At 59.3% G+C, this 17,501-nt stretch carries 18 protein-coding genes; 7 read left to right on the plus strand and 11 right to left on the minus strand.

Going from position 1 to position 17,501, the window contains the following annotated elements:
- The first annotated feature begins 9 nt into the window (after window positions 1-9).
- The gene (hisA, locus tag ACMXYI_RS08475) at window positions 10-747 is read left to right on the plus strand and encodes a 1-(5-phosphoribosyl)-5-[(5-phosphoribosylamino)methylideneamino]imidazole-4-carboxamide isomerase (RefSeq protein ID WP_033058290.1); all 738 of its coding nucleotides are present in this window, start codon (window positions 10-12) and stop codon (window positions 745-747) included.
- Window positions 748-756: 9 nt separating this feature from the next.
- On the plus strand, window positions 757-1,527 hold the full coding sequence (gene hisF, locus ACMXYI_RS08480; RefSeq protein ID WP_007972752.1) for an imidazole glycerol phosphate synthase subunit HisF: 771 nt from the start codon (window positions 757-759) through the stop codon (window positions 1,525-1,527).
- Between the two features lie 35 nt (window positions 1,528-1,562).
- Here hisF and ACMXYI_RS08485 read toward each other — a convergent pair whose 3' ends face one another.
- Window positions 1,563-3,077 carry a trypsin-like serine peptidase gene (locus ACMXYI_RS08485; protein WP_415772782.1) on the minus strand — a complete coding sequence of 505 codons (1,515 nt, stop codon included), beginning with the start codon at window positions 3,075-3,077 and terminating at the stop codon, window positions 1,563-1,565.
- Window positions 3,078-3,296: 219 nt separating this feature from the next.
- Between ACMXYI_RS08485 and ACMXYI_RS08490 the strand changes: the two genes are divergently transcribed.
- Window positions 3,297-4,052 carry a substrate-binding periplasmic protein gene (locus ACMXYI_RS08490; protein WP_415772783.1) on the plus strand — a complete coding sequence of 252 codons (756 nt, stop codon included), beginning with the start codon at window positions 3,297-3,299 and terminating at the stop codon, window positions 4,050-4,052.
- Between the two features lie 3 nt (window positions 4,053-4,055).
- Here ACMXYI_RS08490 and ACMXYI_RS08495 read toward each other — a convergent pair whose 3' ends face one another.
- The 5 genes from ACMXYI_RS08495 to gpmI form a co-directional block, all read right to left on the minus strand.
- A complete protein-coding gene (locus tag ACMXYI_RS08495; RefSeq protein WP_415772784.1) occupies window positions 4,056-5,291 on the minus strand; it encodes a trypsin-like serine peptidase in 1,236 nt (411 codons plus the stop codon).
- 104 nt (window positions 5,292-5,395) lie between these two features.
- The gene (locus ACMXYI_RS08500) at window positions 5,396-6,187 is read right to left on the minus strand and encodes a divergent polysaccharide deacetylase family protein (protein WP_415772785.1); all 792 of its coding nucleotides are present in this window, start codon (window positions 6,185-6,187) and stop codon (window positions 5,396-5,398) included.
- A gap of 1 nt (window position 6,188) precedes the next feature.
- Complete coding sequence (locus tag ACMXYI_RS08505) at window positions 6,189-7,505, minus strand: S41 family peptidase (protein WP_415772787.1); 1,317 nt, start codon at window positions 7,503-7,505, stop codon at window positions 6,189-6,191.
- Window positions 7,506-7,536: 31 nt separating this feature from the next.
- Entirely contained in the window at window positions 7,537-8,835 is a 1,299-nt protein-coding gene (locus ACMXYI_RS08510; RefSeq protein WP_415772789.1) for a murein hydrolase activator EnvC family protein, read from the minus strand.
- Window positions 8,836-9,088: 253 nt separating this feature from the next.
- On the minus strand, window positions 9,089-10,618 hold the full coding sequence (gene gpmI / locus ACMXYI_RS08515) for a 2,3-bisphosphoglycerate-independent phosphoglycerate mutase (RefSeq protein WP_415772790.1): 1,530 nt from the start codon (window positions 10,616-10,618) through the stop codon (window positions 9,089-9,091).
- Window positions 10,619-10,771: 153 nt separating this feature from the next.
- Between gpmI and ACMXYI_RS08520 the strand changes: the two genes are divergently transcribed.
- Genes ACMXYI_RS08520 through secB form a run of 3 tightly spaced genes read left to right on the plus strand, consistent with a single transcriptional unit; the run spans window position 10,772 to window position 11,965 of the window.
- Window positions 10,772-11,185: a rhodanese-like domain-containing protein gene (locus tag ACMXYI_RS08520; protein ID WP_008149429.1), complete on the plus strand. Its 414-nt coding sequence runs from the start codon at window positions 10,772-10,774 to the stop codon at window positions 11,183-11,185.
- A 1-nt stretch (window position 11,186) separates the two neighbouring features.
- The gene (grxC, locus tag ACMXYI_RS08525; RefSeq protein WP_415772791.1) at window positions 11,187-11,438 is read left to right on the plus strand and encodes a glutaredoxin 3; all 252 of its coding nucleotides are present in this window, start codon (window positions 11,187-11,189) and stop codon (window positions 11,436-11,438) included.
- A gap of 41 nt (window positions 11,439-11,479) precedes the next feature.
- Window positions 11,480-11,965 (plus strand): protein-export chaperone SecB, encoded by a 486-nt coding sequence (gene secB, locus ACMXYI_RS08530; protein WP_007949026.1) that lies wholly within the window; start codon window positions 11,480-11,482, stop codon window positions 11,963-11,965.
- A 193-nt stretch (window positions 11,966-12,158) separates the two neighbouring features.
- Here secB and ACMXYI_RS08535 read toward each other — a convergent pair whose 3' ends face one another.
- On the minus strand, window positions 12,159-12,614 hold the full coding sequence (locus ACMXYI_RS08535) for a tRNA (cytidine(34)-2'-O)-methyltransferase (RefSeq protein ID WP_007949025.1): 456 nt from the start codon (window positions 12,612-12,614) through the stop codon (window positions 12,159-12,161).
- Between ACMXYI_RS08535 and ACMXYI_RS08540 the strand changes: the two genes are divergently transcribed.
- A complete protein-coding gene (locus ACMXYI_RS08540) occupies window positions 12,613-13,053 on the plus strand; it encodes a hypothetical protein (protein ID WP_046052179.1) in 441 nt (146 codons plus the stop codon). The two genes, ACMXYI_RS08535 and ACMXYI_RS08540, sit on opposite strands and share 2 nt — an antisense overlap.
- A 543-nt stretch (window positions 13,054-13,596) precedes the next feature.
- Here the strand turns inward: ACMXYI_RS08540 and ntrC are convergent.
- The 4 genes from ntrC to ACMXYI_RS08560 all read right to left on the minus strand — a co-directional run bounded on the left by ntrC (window position 13,597) and on the right by ACMXYI_RS08560 (window position 17,475).
- Complete coding sequence (ntrC, locus tag ACMXYI_RS08545) at window positions 13,597-15,033, minus strand: nitrogen regulation protein NR(I) (protein ID WP_046052178.1); 1,437 nt, start codon at window positions 15,031-15,033, stop codon at window positions 13,597-13,599.
- Window positions 15,030-16,115, minus strand: coding sequence for a nitrogen regulation protein NR(II) (gene glnL / locus ACMXYI_RS08550; RefSeq protein WP_008149435.1), 1,086 nt, complete (start codon window positions 16,113-16,115; stop codon window positions 15,030-15,032). The genes ntrC and glnL overlap by 4 nt, the downstream gene beginning before the upstream one ends.
- 230 nt (window positions 16,116-16,345) lie before the next feature.
- A complete protein-coding gene (locus ACMXYI_RS08555) occupies window positions 16,346-16,969 on the minus strand; it encodes a DUF4124 domain-containing protein (RefSeq protein WP_415772793.1) in 624 nt (207 codons plus the stop codon).
- Window positions 16,966-17,475: a DUF4124 domain-containing protein gene (locus ACMXYI_RS08560; protein WP_415772794.1), complete on the minus strand. Its 510-nt coding sequence runs from the start codon at window positions 17,473-17,475 to the stop codon at window positions 16,966-16,968. Before ACMXYI_RS08560 ends, ACMXYI_RS08555 begins: the two co-directional genes overlap by 4 nt.
- Between the last annotated feature and the right edge of the window lie 26 nt (window positions 17,476-17,501).

The following is a 17,501-nucleotide window of genomic DNA, read 5'->3' on the forward strand; positions in this document are numbered from 1 at the left end:
GTTTGCCAGATGCTGATTATTCCCGCTATCGATCTTAAAGACGGTGCTTGTGTTCGTCTGCGCCAGGGCCGCATGGAAGATTCCACGGTGTTCTCCGATGACCCGGTGAGCATGGCTGCCAAGTGGGTGGAGGGCGGTTGCCGTCGCCTGCATCTGGTCGACCTGAACGGCGCCTTCGAAGGCCAGCCGGTCAACGGCGAAGTGGTCACTGCGATCGCCAAGCGCTACCCGAACCTGCCGATCCAGATCGGCGGCGGTATCCGTTCTCTGGAAACCATCGAACACTACGTCAAAGCGGGCGTGAGCTACGTGATCATCGGCACCAAAGCCGTGAAAGATCCGGCCTTCGTCGCTGAAGCCTGCCGCGCGTTCCCGGGCAAAGTGATTGTCGGTCTGGATGCCAAAGACGGTTTCGTTGCGACCGATGGCTGGGCTGAGATCAGCACCATTCAGGTGATCGACCTGGCCAAGCAATTCGAAGCCGACGGCGTGTCCGCGATCGTTTATACCGACATCGCCAAAGACGGCATGATGCAGGGCTGCAACGTACCGTTCACCGCTGCGCTGGCCGCCGCGACGAAGATTCCGGTCATTGCTTCCGGTGGCATCCACAATTTGGGTGACATCAAGTCGCTGCTCGACGCCAAGGCGCCAGGCATCATCGGCGCCATCACTGGCCGGGCGATCTACGAAGGCACTCTCGATGTCGCTGAAGCGCAAGCTTTCTGCGATTCGTACAAAGGCTGAGGACTGACCATGGCGCTGGCCAAACGCATCATCCCTTGCCTGGACGTGGATAACGGCCGGGTGGTCAAGGGCGTCAAGTTCGAGAACATCCGTGATGCCGGCGACCCGGTGGAAATCGCCCGTCGCTACGACGAGCAGGGTGCCGACGAGATTACTTTTCTCGACATCACCGCCAGCGTCGATGGTCGCGACACCACGCTGCATACCGTCGAGCGCATGGCCAGCCAGGTGTTCATCCCGCTGACCGTGGGTGGCGGCGTACGTACCGTGCAGGACATTCGCAACCTGCTGAATGCTGGCGCGGACAAGGTTTCGATCAACACCGCTGCGGTGTTCAACCCCGAATTCGTCGGCGAAGCGGCTCAGCATTTCGGCTCGCAGTGCATTGTCGTTGCCATCGACGCCAAGAAGGTTTCCGGCCCGGGTGAGACCCCGCGCTGGGAAATCTTCACCCACGGCGGTCGCAAGCCAACCGGTCTCGACGCCGTTGAGTGGGCGAAGAAGATGGAAGGCCTCGGTGCCGGCGAAATCCTGCTGACCAGCATGGACCAGGACGGCATGAAAAACGGCTTCGACCTGGGTGTCACCCGCGCCATCAGCGATGCATTGGGTATCCCGGTGATCGCCTCCGGCGGCGTCGGCAACCTGCAGCATTTGGCCGACGGCATTATCGAAGGCCACGCCAGCGCCGTATTGGCGGCGAGTATTTTCCACTTTGGCGAATACACCGTGCAGGAAGCCAAGGCCTACATGGCCCATCGCGGCATTGTGATGCGATAAATGTCAGCGGCCCGGAAAAAAGCTCCGGGCCGATGTTATCGATTCGATGGCTGTGCCTGATGAATCCCTGTCACGGGGCTGAGTAAGTCGATCCTCGGTTCGGACGCTTGTCCCGACTTGTCATACGCAATGACGCAAAGCTTTCCCGGAAGTTTATCGCTCGGGATCCAGAAATCCATTTCTACGTCGTCAATGTATTTATCGGATCGATGACAGTCCGTTGTTTCTGCGGGACCAAACTTGATGGAGTAGGTTCGATACGGCTCTTCTACTTTCGCCAGGGTCACATTGACGCCGCTCCCGATCGACAGATTGGGTGGCGTGGTTGGCGTGTTATCCAGTATCTCGACCGGCAGGGACAGGGCGTTTTTAAAGAGGCCCGGTTCGGGTCTTTGCGCTGCAGAGTCAACTCCGAGAATGCATAGAAAATAGAACCCGGGTTCTGTACCTATCTCGGAATCGATAAAAGCGTTGGTGGAACTTACGGCTTCGCTGTAGTGGTGAGGACTTTCGCAGTTCATTGCCGTACGAACGGTTTTATGACGAAAAAAAGCGGTGCTGATTGAAAACCGATAGTTCCAGGTCGGGATGACCATCGAACCGTCATGCTGCTGTTTGACCCGTCTGTATCTTTCCTGCGTATCTGCACCCGTGTCGATGGTGAACGCCGGGTAGAGCTGGCAAGACGACGGCGGGTTTTTAGCAATACGGCCTTGTAAGAAGCACCCGTTGAGAAATGCGGTTGGGTTGCCGTACACATTTCCAGGTACTGCCGTATAGACAAGTCCTACAGGCGTGCAAGGTGCATGAACGCGGCATGGAATGATGTTGTTATCAAAATTTACTGTTCCAATAACGCCTACGATCTCATTGGAATAACGATCCAGTAAGGGGCTTCCGGAACTGCCTCCCCGGATATCCTGACAGCGAGTCATAAAGGTGTTTCGCCACACCCATGGGCCTTCAACAATCTCCATGGCGGGCTGTAAAGTGCAGGCAGCCATGCGCAATGTGACTTCGTCAAAGCCTTGTGGGGCGCCCACGATCAACACATCGGTGCCGCTCGCCGGTGTGTCCCGCGCCAGTTTCAACGGCTGTATGTCTTCTTCCATGAGCTTTTGAAGACTGACATCCAGTTCAACGATCGCCATGTCCACGCCTTGCATGCTCCTCCATGTCACCGCTTTCAGTGGATAGGATTTGAACGTTGGACTGTCAGCAAAGTAATTGAACTGCATGGTTCCGCTAACCGGCCTGTCCGTCACGACGTTTCCATTGGTCAATTCGATGCAGTGCCCTGCGGTCAGCACGTAAGCGGGAGTCGGTCCGGATGCAGGTTCCTCTCGCGTGTCCAGAAGCGTTGCGGTACAGGAGCCCTCGTTGATTTTCAGGCGTCCGATACCCTGCCAGTGGTCGTGCGAGCCATCGAGGTTTTCAAGGACTCTTGAGGTCGTGAAATTTTGAATGCTTTCGCCATAGTCTCTGCTTTGCGCAACACACGGCGGACCTGAACACATAACACCGATAAAAAATAAAAGAATCGACTTCATTGAAGAATGCCTTTGATTAAATGTGGATGAAAACCGACGGTTGTCGGTGATCACCAATTAATCAGGAGTGGCTGTAGGGCTGGTGGTAACTAATTACCTCACCAGCAATAACGCTCCTCATTATTCTGAAGCGTCGGCACGATAGTTATCAAAAGGCCAGTAGACAGCATGCCGGGCTCAAGGCACTCTTGGGGACGCCATGGATCTCGGTAGCCAGACATGCTTAAACGCCTTCTTCTTGTCCTCGCCAGCGCTTCTCTATTACTCGTCAATGGAGCGCATGCCGCAGAAAATCCCGACACCGGCCTGGTATTGCTGACTGAAAATTTCCCGCCGTACAACATGGCGAAGAACGGCAAGAACTTCGCTCAGGACGAGAACATCAACGGCATCGCCGTGGACATCGTCCGCGAGATGTTCAAACGTGCCGAAGTCACCTACAGCCTGACGTTGCGTTTTCCTTGGGAGCGAATCTACAAGCTCGCTCTGGAGAAGCCCGGTTACGGCGTATTTGTGATGGCACGGTTGCCGGATCGCGAAAACCTGTTCAAGTGGGTTGGCCCGATCGGGCCGGATGACTGGATCATGCTGGCCAACGCCGATAGCAAGATCACCCTTGAGTCGCTGGAGCAGGCGCGCAAGTACAAGATTGGCGCCTACAAGGGCGACGCGATTGCCGAGACGCTGGCCAAGCAGGGGCTGAAGCCGATTGTGGTGCTGCGGGATCAGGACAATGCGAAAAAACTGGTTAACGGTCAGATTGACCTGTGGGCCACCGGCGATCCGGCCGGGCGTTACCTGGCGCGCCAGGACGGGGTGACAGGGCTCAAGACTGTGCTGCGCTTCAACAGTGCCGAGTTGTATTTGGCGCTGAACAAGGACGTGCCGGACGAAACTGTCGCCAAGCTGCAAGCCGCGCTGGATCAGCTGCGCAAGGAAGGCGTGGTGGACGACATCATGGCGAAGTATCTGTAACCATCACTTCGATACAGCCTGAGACGGAGCCGGCGTCGCGCTCAAGTACACGGCACTGGTAAACACGTTATTCAACATCGCCCTTGTCAGCTGCAGTTCCCCTGAGGCGACGCCGATAATGCACAGTGCATGTGCGCCGCTTTGTGGCCCGATTTCAGTATTGATGTACGCCTCTTCAGCACTGATGGTGGCGCTGTAATTGTCGGAAGCTTTGCAGTCCCTGGCGTTATGGACCGTTTTGTAGCGATAGAAGGGCGCCTCGAGGGAGAATCTGAAGTCCCACGTAGGCAATACGATCTGCTCATCCGCGTTTTGCGTTCTATGAACGTATGACTTGAGCTTCCAGGGCTCCGTGACAGTCAGCTCGACCGGCTCCAACGAACAGTCCGCCCCATCGCTGGTGAAGACACCGTCAATAAAGCACTTGTGCAGAAAGTTGGCCGAGTAGCTGTAGTTGAAACGGGCAGCCGTGCAAGACGTCGAGTGCTCACAAGCAGGTGGCGCTGGGGTATTGCGCGAGATCACGACTTTACTGACGATGCCGGTGATTTCATTGGTGCGGCGGTTCAGCATCGGGCTACCGGAGCTGCCAGCGTGAAGGTCGCAGCTGTTTTTCATGGCCAAAGGGAACACCCCGGGGTGATCGATGAACGTTCCGGCGGTTTGTTCAGCGCAGGCACTCAATCGAAGCCCTTGTTCGGTAAAGCCGCTCGGCGCGCCAATGTTAAGCACATCATGACTCTCGTTGGTTTGATGGGACGCCAGCTTGAGCGGGTTGACCCCGGCCTGTATCAGCGACGCCAATGTTGCGTCGATCTCCAGTACTGCAAGATCGGTCCCGACCAGACTGCTCCATCGGGCAGTCCGGATGGCGTATTGGCGCTTACGCTGTGGCATGTCATGAAAGTAGTGGAAGGTGACGCTGGCGTTAAAAGGCAGATTGGTCCGCGCCGAACCGTACTGAAACAACACGCAATGACCGCTGGTTAGCAGGTAAGCAGGGCCGGTGGCTCGGCCTTGCCCGTTTCGCGTATCCAGTAGAACGGCGCTGCAGGTCAAGCCCGATTGGAGACTGAGTCGTCCCACGCCGCTCCAGAGTTCATAAAAATGTTCGCTGTTTTGCAGTGCCCTTGACGGTGAGTCGTTGACGGCGCCTTCGCCCAGATCGCGGGCCTGCACTGCGGAAATAGCCAGCAGGCCAATCAGGCCTGCGAAGCAAAAGAAGCTACGGTATTTCATGTCCATTCCTTGGTGATGAAATTCAGGGTGAGCGCTATCGTGGCACGCGGCGGTGTACCGGCAGGTATAAATAGTTATCGCGAAATGGAGTGGGCTGCGAGGAATTATCGGGCGGTCGGGAGGCGGTACTGGCCATCCTTGCCGTGCGCTGCCGTTGCACGATTGCCGCGCACGCTGATCATCTGTTTGATGTCGATCCAGTCAATGCCCTGACCCTTGAGCTTGGGCAACTCACGCTCCAGTACCGCCAGCGTCTGTGGATACGGATGTCCGATCATCACCGCCGAGCCCTGCTTGCGCGCCAGGCTGATTGCAGTCTGTAGCTGAGTAAAGATCGCCGCCTCAGTGGGTTCATCATCCAGGAACACATCCCGCGAAACGCTCGCCAAACCGATCTTCTGCGCCTCGGCGGCGGCCACGGTTTGCGCACTGGTGCGGCTGTCGACGAAGAACTTGTGTCGGCGCTGCAAGTCCGCCATCAGCCAGGCCATGGCCGGTTGCTGAACGGTCATGCGGCTGCCCATGTGGTTGTTGATGCCAGCGGTATAGGGCACGACCTTGAGCGCCGCGTTCAGGCGTTTCTCGAGTTCGTCGATGGGCAAGTCGGGTTGCCAGGCGAACGGGCCGGTGGCCGGGTCCATGGGCATGTGCAGGATGACAATCTTGCCGGCGCGATGGGCCTCGCGGGCGAATTCGGTGGCGTGAGGCGTGTCGGGCATGATTGCCGTGGTGACCGGGCCGGGCAGGGCCAGCACGCGACGATCCCGGGGCAGGTTCTGCCCCAGGTCATCGATGATCAGGCTTAGATAGGCCTTTTGAGGCGTCGTCGCGACGGGCGTTGCGTGAGCAACACCCGCCAGACAGCACAGCAAGCCGAGGATGAACCGCAGGCGCATCTCAGCGGCCGGAGGTGATGCTCAGCCCTTTGAGCAGGCTCAGGGCCTGGGCCAACTGGTAGTCGTCATCCTGCGGCATTGCCTTGGCTTTGCTGCTGGAAGTCGGTTTGTCGGCGCCGCCGTTGCCATTGCCCAGGTGACCTTGCAGATCGGCTTCCTTGAAGTATTCGCCGTCCTGCTCGCTGGTGATCTTGGCCTTGCGCACTTCGATGTCCGGGACGATGCCCTGAGCCTGGATCGAGCGGCCGTTCGGCGTGTAATACAGCGCCGTGGTGATCTTCAGTGCGCGTTCGTTGTTCAGCGGCAGCACGGTTTGTACCGAGCCTTTGCCGAAACTGGTGGTGCCCATGACCACCGCGCGTTTCTGATCCTGCAAGGCACCGGCGACAATTTCCGAGGCCGAGGCGCTGCCGCCGTTGATCAGTGCGACCATTGGCACGGCTTCGCTTTCGTCCTTGCCGGTGGCGGAGAAACGCAGTTCGGAGTTGGCGATACGGCCCTTGGTGTAAACGATCAGGCCCTTGGTGATGAAGTGGTCGACCACTTCCACCGCTGCTTGCAGCACGCCGCCCGGGTTGTTACGCAGGTCGAGGATGATGCCTTTGAGCTTCTTGCCGTTGTCCTTGCGTAGCTTGGCCAGGGCCTTGGAGACTTCGTCACCGGTCTTGACCTGGAACTGGGTGATGCGGATGTAGCCGTAGCCGGACTCCAGCAGCTGGCTCTTCACGCTCTTCACTTGAATGATGGCGCGGGCCAGGGTCACGTCGAACGGCGTACCGCCATCGCGCACCAGGGTCAGGGTGATTTTCTGGCCGATCTTGCCGCGCATCTTGTCCACGGCTTCGGTCATGCTCTGGCCGCGGGTCGGCTGGCCGTTGATCTTGACGATGAAGTCGCCGGCCTGAATGCCAGCCTTGGAAGCCGGGGTGTCATCGATCGGCGAAACCACTTTGATGAAACCGTCTTCGGCGCCAACTTCGATGCCCAGGCCGCCGAATTCGCCGCTGGTGCTTTCCTGCAATTCAGCGAAGTCTTCCGGGCCCAGGTAGGCGGAGTGCGGGTCGAGGTTGCTGAGCATGCCCTTGATCGCGTTTTCCAGCAGGGTCTTGTCGTCCACCGGCTCGACATAGGCAGCCTTGATCCGATCCATGACCTCGGCAAAGGTGCGCAACTCTTCCAGAGGCAACGGCGCCTTGGTGGTCGCAGCAGTGCCCGCAGGCGCGACAGCCGGGGCCGGTTGAGCGGCAAACGCCAGAGGCGCGCCGATCACCAGGGCGATCGTCAGGGCCAGCGAGGTAAGGCGGGACAGATGCAGCATGTCGAACGAACTCCTGAATTAGGTCGCGTGCTTATCCTTGCGCGCGACACCATTGCGCTGGATCACTCGGGTGACCCTGCTGACGAATAGCGAAATACAGCGCTGGTGTGTCCTGCCCGCCACTGCTACCTACAGTGGAGATGGACTCACCGGCTTTTACCACGTCACCCGCAGACTTGAGCAGCGTCTGGTTGTGACCATAAAGACTCAAAAAACCGTTGCCGTGGTCGAGAATCACCAGCAGCCCGGCGCCTCGCAACCAGTCGGCAAACACCACGCGACCGCCATGCACGGCGTGCACCTGGCTGCCGGCGGAGGCGCTGATCATCACGCCGTCCCACTTGGTGCGGGCGTCGTCGCCACGGGTTTCGCCAAAGCGTGCAAGCAGTCGACCATCGACGGGCCACGGAAGTTTTCCCCGGCTTGAAGCAAAGGGGCCACCAAAGGTCTCGCCTGAACTTGAAACCAGTGCGCCGGGTGTCGATTTAACGGGTTTGCGTGGGGCGTCAGTGGTGTCTGCATCTGCTGCAGCCTGAGCCTCACGTAAACGCTTTTTTTCGGCTTCCTGCTGGGCGATCAGCGCTTTTTGCCGCGCTTCCTCTGCCTCACGGGCCTGACGGGCCAGGGTTTCTTCAATGGTTTTAAGGACTTTAGACAGGTCTGCCTGATCCTGCTCGCGGGCTGCCAGCTTCTGATCGCGGGCCTTCACGTCGTCGCTGAGCTTGGCCAGGACTTGCTGGCGCTCCTTGCGGACTTTGTCGAGTTCATCACGCTGGCTGTCGAGGCTGCTTTTCTGCACCAGCAATTGCGCCTGTTGCATGGCGATGTCTTTTTCGACATTGGCCAGTTGGCGCAGGGTTTCGTTGAAATTCTTCAGCTGCTCCAGGCGGGCCTGGCTCAGGTAGTCGTAATAAGTGAGGGTGCGGGCAAATTTTTCCGGGTTCTGCTGGTTGAGCAGCAGCTTCAAGTACTCCTGACGGCCGTTCTGATAGGCCGCGCGGGCCTGAATGGCGATCAGTCGCTGCTGTTCAATGCGCGCGCTCTGGAGTTTTTTTTTCTCGGTATCGAGTCGCTGCAGCTCGGATTCGCTTTTCTTCAGCTCTTTTTGCAGGGCTTCGACCTGCTTCTCGAGCTTGCCCATCTCGGTCTCGGTGCCTTTGAGGTCTTTCTGCACACCGGTTTTTTCTTCCTGGAGCTTGCCTAGCAGTTTTTTCAGCTCGGCAATGTCCTGACGCGTGGCGTCCAACTGTTGTTGGGTTTGCGCGCGCTCGTCAGCAAAGGCCGGTTGGAGCAGGCATGTCAGAGCAAGGGCTATCAGGACGCGAAGCATAGAGGCGGGCGACACCAGGGAAAGGGACGGCCTAGTATGCCCGCCAAGCGCTGCAAAAAAAACGCCCAATTGGGGCTGTGTGATGACTGGAAGAAGGGACAGTAGGTTTTAGTCCTCAAAAACCCCACAAACCACTGTGGGAGCGAGCTTGCTCGCGATGGCGTCTTAACATTCAACATGGTTGTTGGCTGTCAGATTGCTATCGCGAGCAAGCCCGCTCCCACAGGGTTTTGGCGGTGTTTGATGGGGCGGGTTACACCAGAATCGAGGTCCCGGTCATTTCCGCCGGTTTTTCCAGACCCATCAACATCAGCATGGTCGGCGCCACATCCGCCAGCACGCCGCCGTCGCGAACCTTGAAGTCACGCTTGCCGACATAGATGAACGGCACCGGTTCGGTGGTGTGAGCAGTATGCGCCTGGCCGGTGGACTCGTCGGACATTTGCTCGACGTTGCCGTGGTCGGCAGTGATCAGCGCTTCACCGCCGACTTTTTCCAGCGCATCGACGATGCGGCCGACACACAGGTCGAGGCATTCAACGGCTTTTACGGCCGCGTCGAACACACCGCTGTGACCGACCATGTCGCCGTTGGCATAGTTGACCACGATCACGTCGTAACGCTGGTTTTCGATGGCATCGACGATGCGGTCGGTGACTTCCGGGGCGCTCATCTCGGGCTGCAAGTCATAGGTGGCGACTTTTGGCGACGGGATCAGGATGCGTTCTTCGCCCGGGAACGGTTCTTCGCGACCGCCGGAGAAGAAGAAGGTCACATGGGCGTATTTCTCGGTTTCAGCGATGCGCAGCTGGGTCTTGCCGTTTTTCGACAGGTAGTCGCCCAGCACGTTATCCAGGCTGCCTGCGGCGAAGGCCGATGGTGCAGGAATGCTGGCGGCGTATTGGGTCAGCATGACGAAGCCGGCCAGTTTCGGCTGGCGGGCACGTTCGAATTCCTTGAAATCGTCTTCGACGAACACGCGGGTCAGTTCGCGGGCGCGGTCGGCGCGGAAGTTCATGAACACCACGGCGTCGCCGTCTTCGACTTTCACCGGTTCGCCAATGGAGGTGGCTTTGACGAATTCGTCGCTCTCGCCACGTTCGTACGCCGCTTGCAGACCTTCCTGTGCGGTGGCGGCGTTGAATTCGCCGTTGCCATCGACAATCAGGTTGTAAGCCTGGGACACGCGGTCCCAACGGTTGTCGCGGTCCATGGCGAAGTAACGGCCAACAATGCTGGCGATCCGGCCTTTGCCGAGGGCCTGGAAGGCCGCATCCAGCAGTTCGATGGACGACTGAGCGCTTTTCGGCGGCGTGTCGCGGCCGTCGAGGAAGGCGTGCAGATAGATTTTTTCAGCGCCACGTTTGTAGGCCAGTTCGGCCATGGCTACCAGGTGATCCTGATGGCTGTGAACGCCGCCCTCGGACAGCAGGCCCATGAAGTGCACGGCTTTGCCGGCAGCGACGGCTTTATCGACAGCGGCGCAGATGGTCGGGTTCTCGAAGAACTCGCCGTCGCGGATCGATTTGGTCACGCGGGTGAAGTCCTGATACACCACGCGGCCGGCGCCGAGGTTCATGTGGCCGACTTCGGAGTTGCCCATCTGGCCATCCGGCAAGCCGACGTCCATGCCGCTGCCCGAGATCAGGCCGTTCGGCACGGTGGCCCACAGACGGTCCAGCACGGGCTTCTTCGCCGCAAAGATGGCGTTGGATTCAGGGCTCTCACTGTGACCGAAGCCGTCGAGAATAATCAGGACCAAAGGTTTAGGCGTGGTAGTCATGGATTCCACTCGTGGCTGAGTTAATAGAGGGCGATGGAAAAGGGAGTGGCAGTTTAAAGCTAAGTTCCGACGGCGTCACCGCCGGACGGGGTTTGGCCCACCATAGTGGCTGTGTATACTGGCCGACATTTTAACGCCCTGGAACCTCCTTCGATGGTTGCTCACCTGATTGAATTTGCCACTAACCACTATCTGCTCGTCGGTATCTTCGTCGTACTGCTGGCGTTGCTGATCGCTTATCAGATGCAAGGCGGCGGCCGCAGCCTGAGCACCGGTGAATTGACCGGGCTGGTCAACAAGGACGCGGGCGTTGTGATCGACATTCGTTCGACCAAGGATTTCGCCGCCGGTCACATTGTTGGCGCAGTGAACATTCCTCACGACAAACTGACCGCTCGCGTCGGCGAACTGGAAAAGCACAAGGCCAAGACCATCATCCTGGTCGATGCCATGGGCCAGACTGCCGGCACGCATGCCCGCGAGCTGATGAAGTCCGGCTTCACCGCCGCCAAGCTCTCCGGCGGTATTTCCAGCTGGAAAGGCGACAACCTGCCGCTGGTGAAGTGATATGAGCAACGTCGTCTATTCCAGCGATTACTGCCCTTACTGTTCGCGAGCCAAGTACCTGCTCGAGAACAAAGGCGTGGCCTTCGAAGAGATCAAGGTCGATGGCAAGCCGCAGGTGCGTGCCGCCATGGCTCAGAAGGCCGGACGTACGTCCGTGCCGCAGATCTGGATCGGCAGCACCCACGTGGGTGGTTGTGATGATTTGTTCGCCCTTGAGCGCGCCGGCAAGCTCGACGCGATGCTCAAGGCCTGAATGCCTTCCCTATAAGACCCCAAGATCAGAAAGGATCTGAGATGACTGACCAACAGAACACTGCAGCTAGCGAAGAAGAAACCGCACCGCAATTCTCCTTGCAGCGCATCTACGTACGTGACTTGTCCTTCGAAGCCCCGAAAAGCCCGGCCATCTTCCGCCAGCAGTGGGAACCGAGCGTCGGTCTGGATCTGAACACCCGTCAAAAGGCGCTGGAAGGCGACTTCCATGAAGTCGTGCTGACTTTGTCCGTTACCGTGAAAAACGGCGACGAAGTGGCGTTCATTGCTGAAGTGCAACAGGCCGGGATCTTCCTGATCAAGAACCTCGACGACGCTTCGATGAGCCACACCCTCGGCGCGTTCTGCCCGAACATCCTGTTCCCATACGCTCGCGAGACCCTGGACAGCCTGGTCACCCGCGGTTCGTTCCCGGCCCTGATGCTGGCCCCGGTGAACTTCGACGCGCTGTACGCACAAGAACTGCAACGCATGCAGGCCGCGGGCGAAACCCCGACTGTTCAGTAAACGTTCGATGCAGTAACGAAAAAAGCGCCGTAACAGGCGCTTTTTTCTTGGGCGGGAGATGATCGTTCCCACGCTCTGCGTGGGAATGCAGCCCGTGACGCTCCGCGTCACTGGACGCGGAGCGTCCCTTGAGGCATTCCCACGCGGAGCATGGGAACGATCAGCGGTCAGCGGTGCGGACTGGCTCGCGAGGTTACTTGAACCCGAGCTGGCGCCAGCCTTCGTACACGGCGACCGCCACGGTGTTCGACAGGTTCAGGCTGCGGCAGCCTTCACGCATCGGCAGGCGCAGGCGCTGTTCGCCGGGCAGGGCATCGAGCACTTCCGCCGGCAAACCACGGCTTTCCGGGCCGAACAGGAACGCATCGCCCTCGGCGAAGCTGGCATCGTGGAACGGCCGCGAGCCCTTGGTGGTGAAGGCGAACAGCCGAGGATGACCGAGGCTTTCCAGACAGCTGGCGAGGTCTGCGTGGCGCTGCAGGGTGGCATACTCGTGGTAATCGAGGCCGGCCCGGCGCAGACGCTTGTCGTCCATCTCGAAGCCCAGCGGTTCGATCAAATGCAGGTGGCAGCCACTGTTGGCGCACAGCCTGATAACGTTGCCGGTATTCGGCGGAATTTCTGGTTGGAAAAGGATGACGTGAAACATGCACGGCTCCGAAGGTAAAGATGAGCGGCATTCTACGCCTGAAGCGGACCCGCGTTCGAAGCTATTCCCGCGAGTGATGGCTTCGCTGGCGATTGTCGGGGTGATGGTGGGGCTGATGATCGGTCGCCTGACCACGCCCGACCCCAGCGAATTGCAGCAGGTCGAGGTCACGAACGACGGGTTGGTGGTGTGGTTCAACAACGAACCCAAGGCTCACGGCGAGTTCGTCGACGGTAGCCTCGCGTTGCTGTTTGAGGCTGAAGGCAAGGCGCAAAAAGGTCAGCTCAAAATCAACGACAAGAGCGTGAACTGGCGTGTGCGTTTGAGTGATGGGGGGTTGTTGCTGACGGTGGTGGCGGCCCGGCCACTGCAGGGCGAGTGGGCCGGTAGCGAGGTCGATGACCGCTGGCGGCTGGAGATCCATCTCCGAGAGCAATAAAAGAGGGAATCCCCGGCCTGCCTGTACCAAGGTCCCCAAAACGGCAGGGCTCGCGCATTGCGTCGTGAGCCCGGTGTAAAGAAGGAACCCCTGACCTGCCTGTATCAAGGGCCCCAAAACTGTGTGGGCTCGTCGCTTGTGCGGTGCGAGCCCGATGTAAAGAGGGGAATCCCCGGCCTGCCTGTACCAAGGTCCCCGAAACCGGGTAGTGAACCGAATCACTGAATGGACTATTGCAGGGGGCGTGCCAGGTTTTAACAAGTTGAAACAGAATGTCGCGCGGAAACGTCGAAAGCCCCGTATTCCGGGGCTTTCGTGTTTTTTCGATAGGGGTTCGATTGCGAACGCAGGCGGGATTTCGGAACTGTTGCCGTGCGCGATTGCGGTTCACGGTGCATTGCGGCGGTGCACAAAGGGCTATTTGATCGTTCCCACGCTCTGCGTGGGAATGCCTCAATGGACGCTCTGCGTCCGCTTCGGCAGGGACGCGGAGCGTCCCGGGCTGCATTCCCACGCAGAGCGTGGGAACGATCGGGTTAAAAGTTAACCCTCTTCCCCTTCATCATCATCCCCACCATCAACCTTCATCCCCAATTCCTTGATCTTGCGCGTCAGGGTATTACGCCCCCAGCCCAGCAAGACGGCGGCATCGCGGCGGCGGCCGGCGGTGTGTTTGAGGGCGGTTTCGATCATGATCCGCTCGAACGCCGGTACAGCGCTGTCGAGCAGGCTCGACTGGCCACGAGCCAGCGCCTGATCGGCCCACTGGCGCAGCGCTTGCTCCCAGTTGGTCACCGGCGCCGAATCCTGCGGCAGGTTCAGCAGCTCCGGCGGCAGGTCGCTGATGTGCACTTCGCGACCCGAAGCCATTACCGTGATCCAGCGGCAGGTGTTCTCCAGCTGACGCACGTTGCCGCCCCACGGCAGGTTCTTCAGGTATTCCTCGGTTTCGCTTTTCAGCAGCTTCGGCTCCACCGCCAGTTCTTGCGCGGCGCGGCTGAGGAAGTGTTTGGCCAGGGTCGGGATGTCTTCGCGACGGTCCGACAACCGTGGAATGTGGATGCGGATCACGTTGAGGCGGTGAAACAAGTCCTCACGGAATTTCCCGGCGTGCACCAGGGTTTCCAGATTCTGGTGAGTCGCGGCGATGATTCGCACATCGACCTTCACCGGCACATGGCCGCCGACGCGGTAGAACTCGCCGTCCGCCAACACCCGCAGCAAACGAGTCTGGGTGTCTGCCGGCATGTCGCCGATTTCATCGAGGAACAACGTGCCGCCGTCAGCCTGCTCAAAGCGCCCGCGACGCAGGTTGGCCGCGCCGGTGAACGCGCCTTTCTCATGGCCGAACAGCTCGGATTCCATCAGGTCTTTCGGGATCGCCGCCATGTTCAGCGCAATGAACGGCGAAGCCGCACGCGGACTGTGACGGTGTAGCGCGTGCGCCACCAGTTCTTTACCGGTACCGGATTCGCCGTTGATCAGCACGGTGATGTTGGAGTGGCTCAAGCGCCCGATGGCGCGAAACACTTCCTGCATCGCCGGCGCTTCACCGATGATTTCTGGCGTACGCGTCAGGGCGACCGGGACTTCCAGGCCTTGTTGTTCCTGAGCGTGCTGGTTGGCGCGCTTGACCAGGGACACCGCTTCGTCAACGTCGAACGGTTTTGGCAGGTATTCAAACGCGCCGCCCTGATAGGACGCGACAGCGCTGTCCAGATCGGAGTGAGCGGTCATGATGATGACCGGCAGCCGTGGATGTTGTTCGCGTATCCGCGCCAGAAGGTCCAGACCGCTGGCACCCGGCATGCGGATGTCAGAGATGATCACGTCCGGCTGCTGGCGCGCCAGGCGGCTCATCACGCCATCGGCGCTGTCGAAGCTTTGCGTGGTCATGCCTTCTTGCTGCAAGGCTTTTTCCAGGACCCAACGGATAGAACGGTCGTCATCGACGATCCACACGGTTTCACTACGGCTCATGTCGATGTGGCTCCTTGTTCCAGTGGCAGAAAGATCGAGAAGGTGGTGTGGCCTGGATGGCTGTCACATTCGATCAGGCCCTGGTGCTGGCTGATGATGTTCTGGGTTATGGCCAGGCCCAGCCCGGTACCGTCCGGACGGCCGCTGACCATGGGAAAGAAGATGGTTTCCTGCAACTCCGCGGGAATGCCCGGGCCGTTGTCGATGATTTCGATCTTGGTCACCAGGCGATGACGCACGTGGCCGATAGTGAACTGGCGCATGGCGCGAGTACGCAGGCTGATGCGGCCAAGGCGCAGCTCGTTCTGGCTGCTGATGGCCTGCATCGCATTGCGCACGATGTTCAGCACGGCTTGAATCATTTGTTCGCGGTCGATCAACACGTCGGGAATGCTTGGGTCGTAGTCGCGCACCAACGTGATGCAGCCCTGGCTTTCGGCCTCCACAAGATGACAAACGCGTTCCAGAACTTCGTGGACGTTGCACATCGCCAGCGACGGCAGTTTGTTGGAGCCAAGCATGCGATCGACCAGATTGCGCAGGCGGTCGGCCTCTTCAATGATCACGTTGGTATAGTCGCGCAGGCTTTCTTCCGGCAGCTCGCGGGCAAGCAATTGCGCCGCGCCGCGAATCCCGCCGAGAGGGTTCTTGATTTCGTGAGCGAGGCCGCGCACCAGCATCTTGCTGGTTTCCTGCTTCGACAGCTGCGCCTCTTCCTTGGTGATCCGCAGCAAGCGGTCGCGCGGGTGGACTTCCAGCAGCAGCATCGTGGCGCCGTTGGCCAGGATCGGTGTTACCGCGTAGTCGACGGTCAGGGTCTGGCCGGTGAGGGCCGTGAGCATCGCTTCGCGCTTGGTGAACGGGTGCGCCTGCTGGACCGCCTGACGCAGGGAGTTCAGCGCCTCGGTGGATTCGGTGAACAACTCACTGATGAACTGCCCATGGCTACGCTGACCGCTGATGGCCAGGAGCATCTCCGCTGCCGGGTTCATGTACTCGAGGCGCAGTTCGGCGTCGAGGAGAATGGTGGCGGTGGTCAGGTTGTCGAGTAGCAATCGATGCAGTGCGTCGCTAATGGTCATCAGGACCTCTTTTGGAGCAGGGCATGCGCATGAATAACGCGCCGATACGAGGAAAATGCAAAAACCAAACCAAGGCTCCGAAAAGAAGCGTTAAAGGCCTGAAACGGGCGTTTGACGCTCGTTTGCGTGGCGTTCTGCCAGCTTTGGCGGGTACTTTCGAACCAAAATGGGTTGGGATGTGGGTACGGTGCAATCAATTGCACCAATATAGTGCGCAAAGCTGAACGGCATTAGAAGAAGCGCAGGAAGGGATTTTTTTCTTCTACGGGTTTGTCTTTGAGCGGACATTCCGGCCGTTGGCCGTAATCGGGGAGGGCGCAGGGTTTGACCTGGCGCTTCTGCGCGAGGGAGATGCGCAGCATGTGGAACGGCTGGTTGGCGGTGCGCTCGACCGTGCGGCCCTGCTCGTCAAGGATTTCCACGGAGAGGTTATGGCTGCCGCGATCGATATTGCTCAGGGCAAATACCGGGCTCAGGCCGGGCGCTGCGGTGGGTTGGCCGTCGAGTAGCAGTTGGTAGCGATGACCCCGTTGCAGGCCGGGTTCGTTGGTGACGCTGACGATAATCTCGCCAGCGCTGCTGCGCACCGTGGCGTCTGGCTCCGGCACCAGGATTCTCAGCATGTCGTAGTGGAAAAGCGCTTTGGCTTCGGTTTTCTTCGGGGCTGTCATTGGCGCAGCACCGATCGGGTTGGCGGACATGCGATTACTCGGCGCCATCGGCACGCGCTTGGCGTTGCCGGAGCCTGGCTGGTCGGTGTAGACCCGATTGCCCTGAGCGTCGACGTAGGTGAACACCTCGGCCGTCACTGGCAGGGCGATCAAGCAGGTGATCAGCAGCCACCACAGCCTCACGGCTTATGCACCCGCTGGACGGTAAACGTCACGGAGGGGCTTTGTTGAACGATGTTTTCCCCGTCGATCACCTGTACAGCAAGGCTGTGTGTGCCGCGGTCAATATTGACCAGTTGCAGGATCGGCACGTTGCTCGGCTGGCCGTAAGGCTGATCGTCCAGCAACAGCCTGAATAAATGAGGGCCTTGCAGGCGGGGTTTGATCAGCACGTTGACGGTGAAGGTGCCGTTGTTGGCACGCAGCGCTTCGGTAGTGGGTAAGTTGGTCAACTCCAGCACCTCGTAAGCGCTGCGCGGCTGTTCGCGGCTGGTGGCTTCGACAGGTGGCGCAGAAGGGGCTTGGGGCTCAACCCTGTTAAGCGGTGGCAACTCGACAGGTTGAGCCTTCACGCCATCGGGCGGTTGATTGCTGTAGGCGGTGTTGCCGTCGGCGTCGGTGTACTTATAGATCTGCGCGGCGGCGGGCAGGGCGATCAGCAGCAGGATGAATAGAAAACCACGACCCATAAAATCGACCAAAAACGAAGGCGTTG

It is taken from the genome of Pseudomonas lyxosi (assembly GCF_047758685.1).
Classification (GTDB): domain Bacteria; phylum Pseudomonadota; class Gammaproteobacteria; order Pseudomonadales; family Pseudomonadaceae; genus Aquipseudomonas; species Aquipseudomonas lyxosi.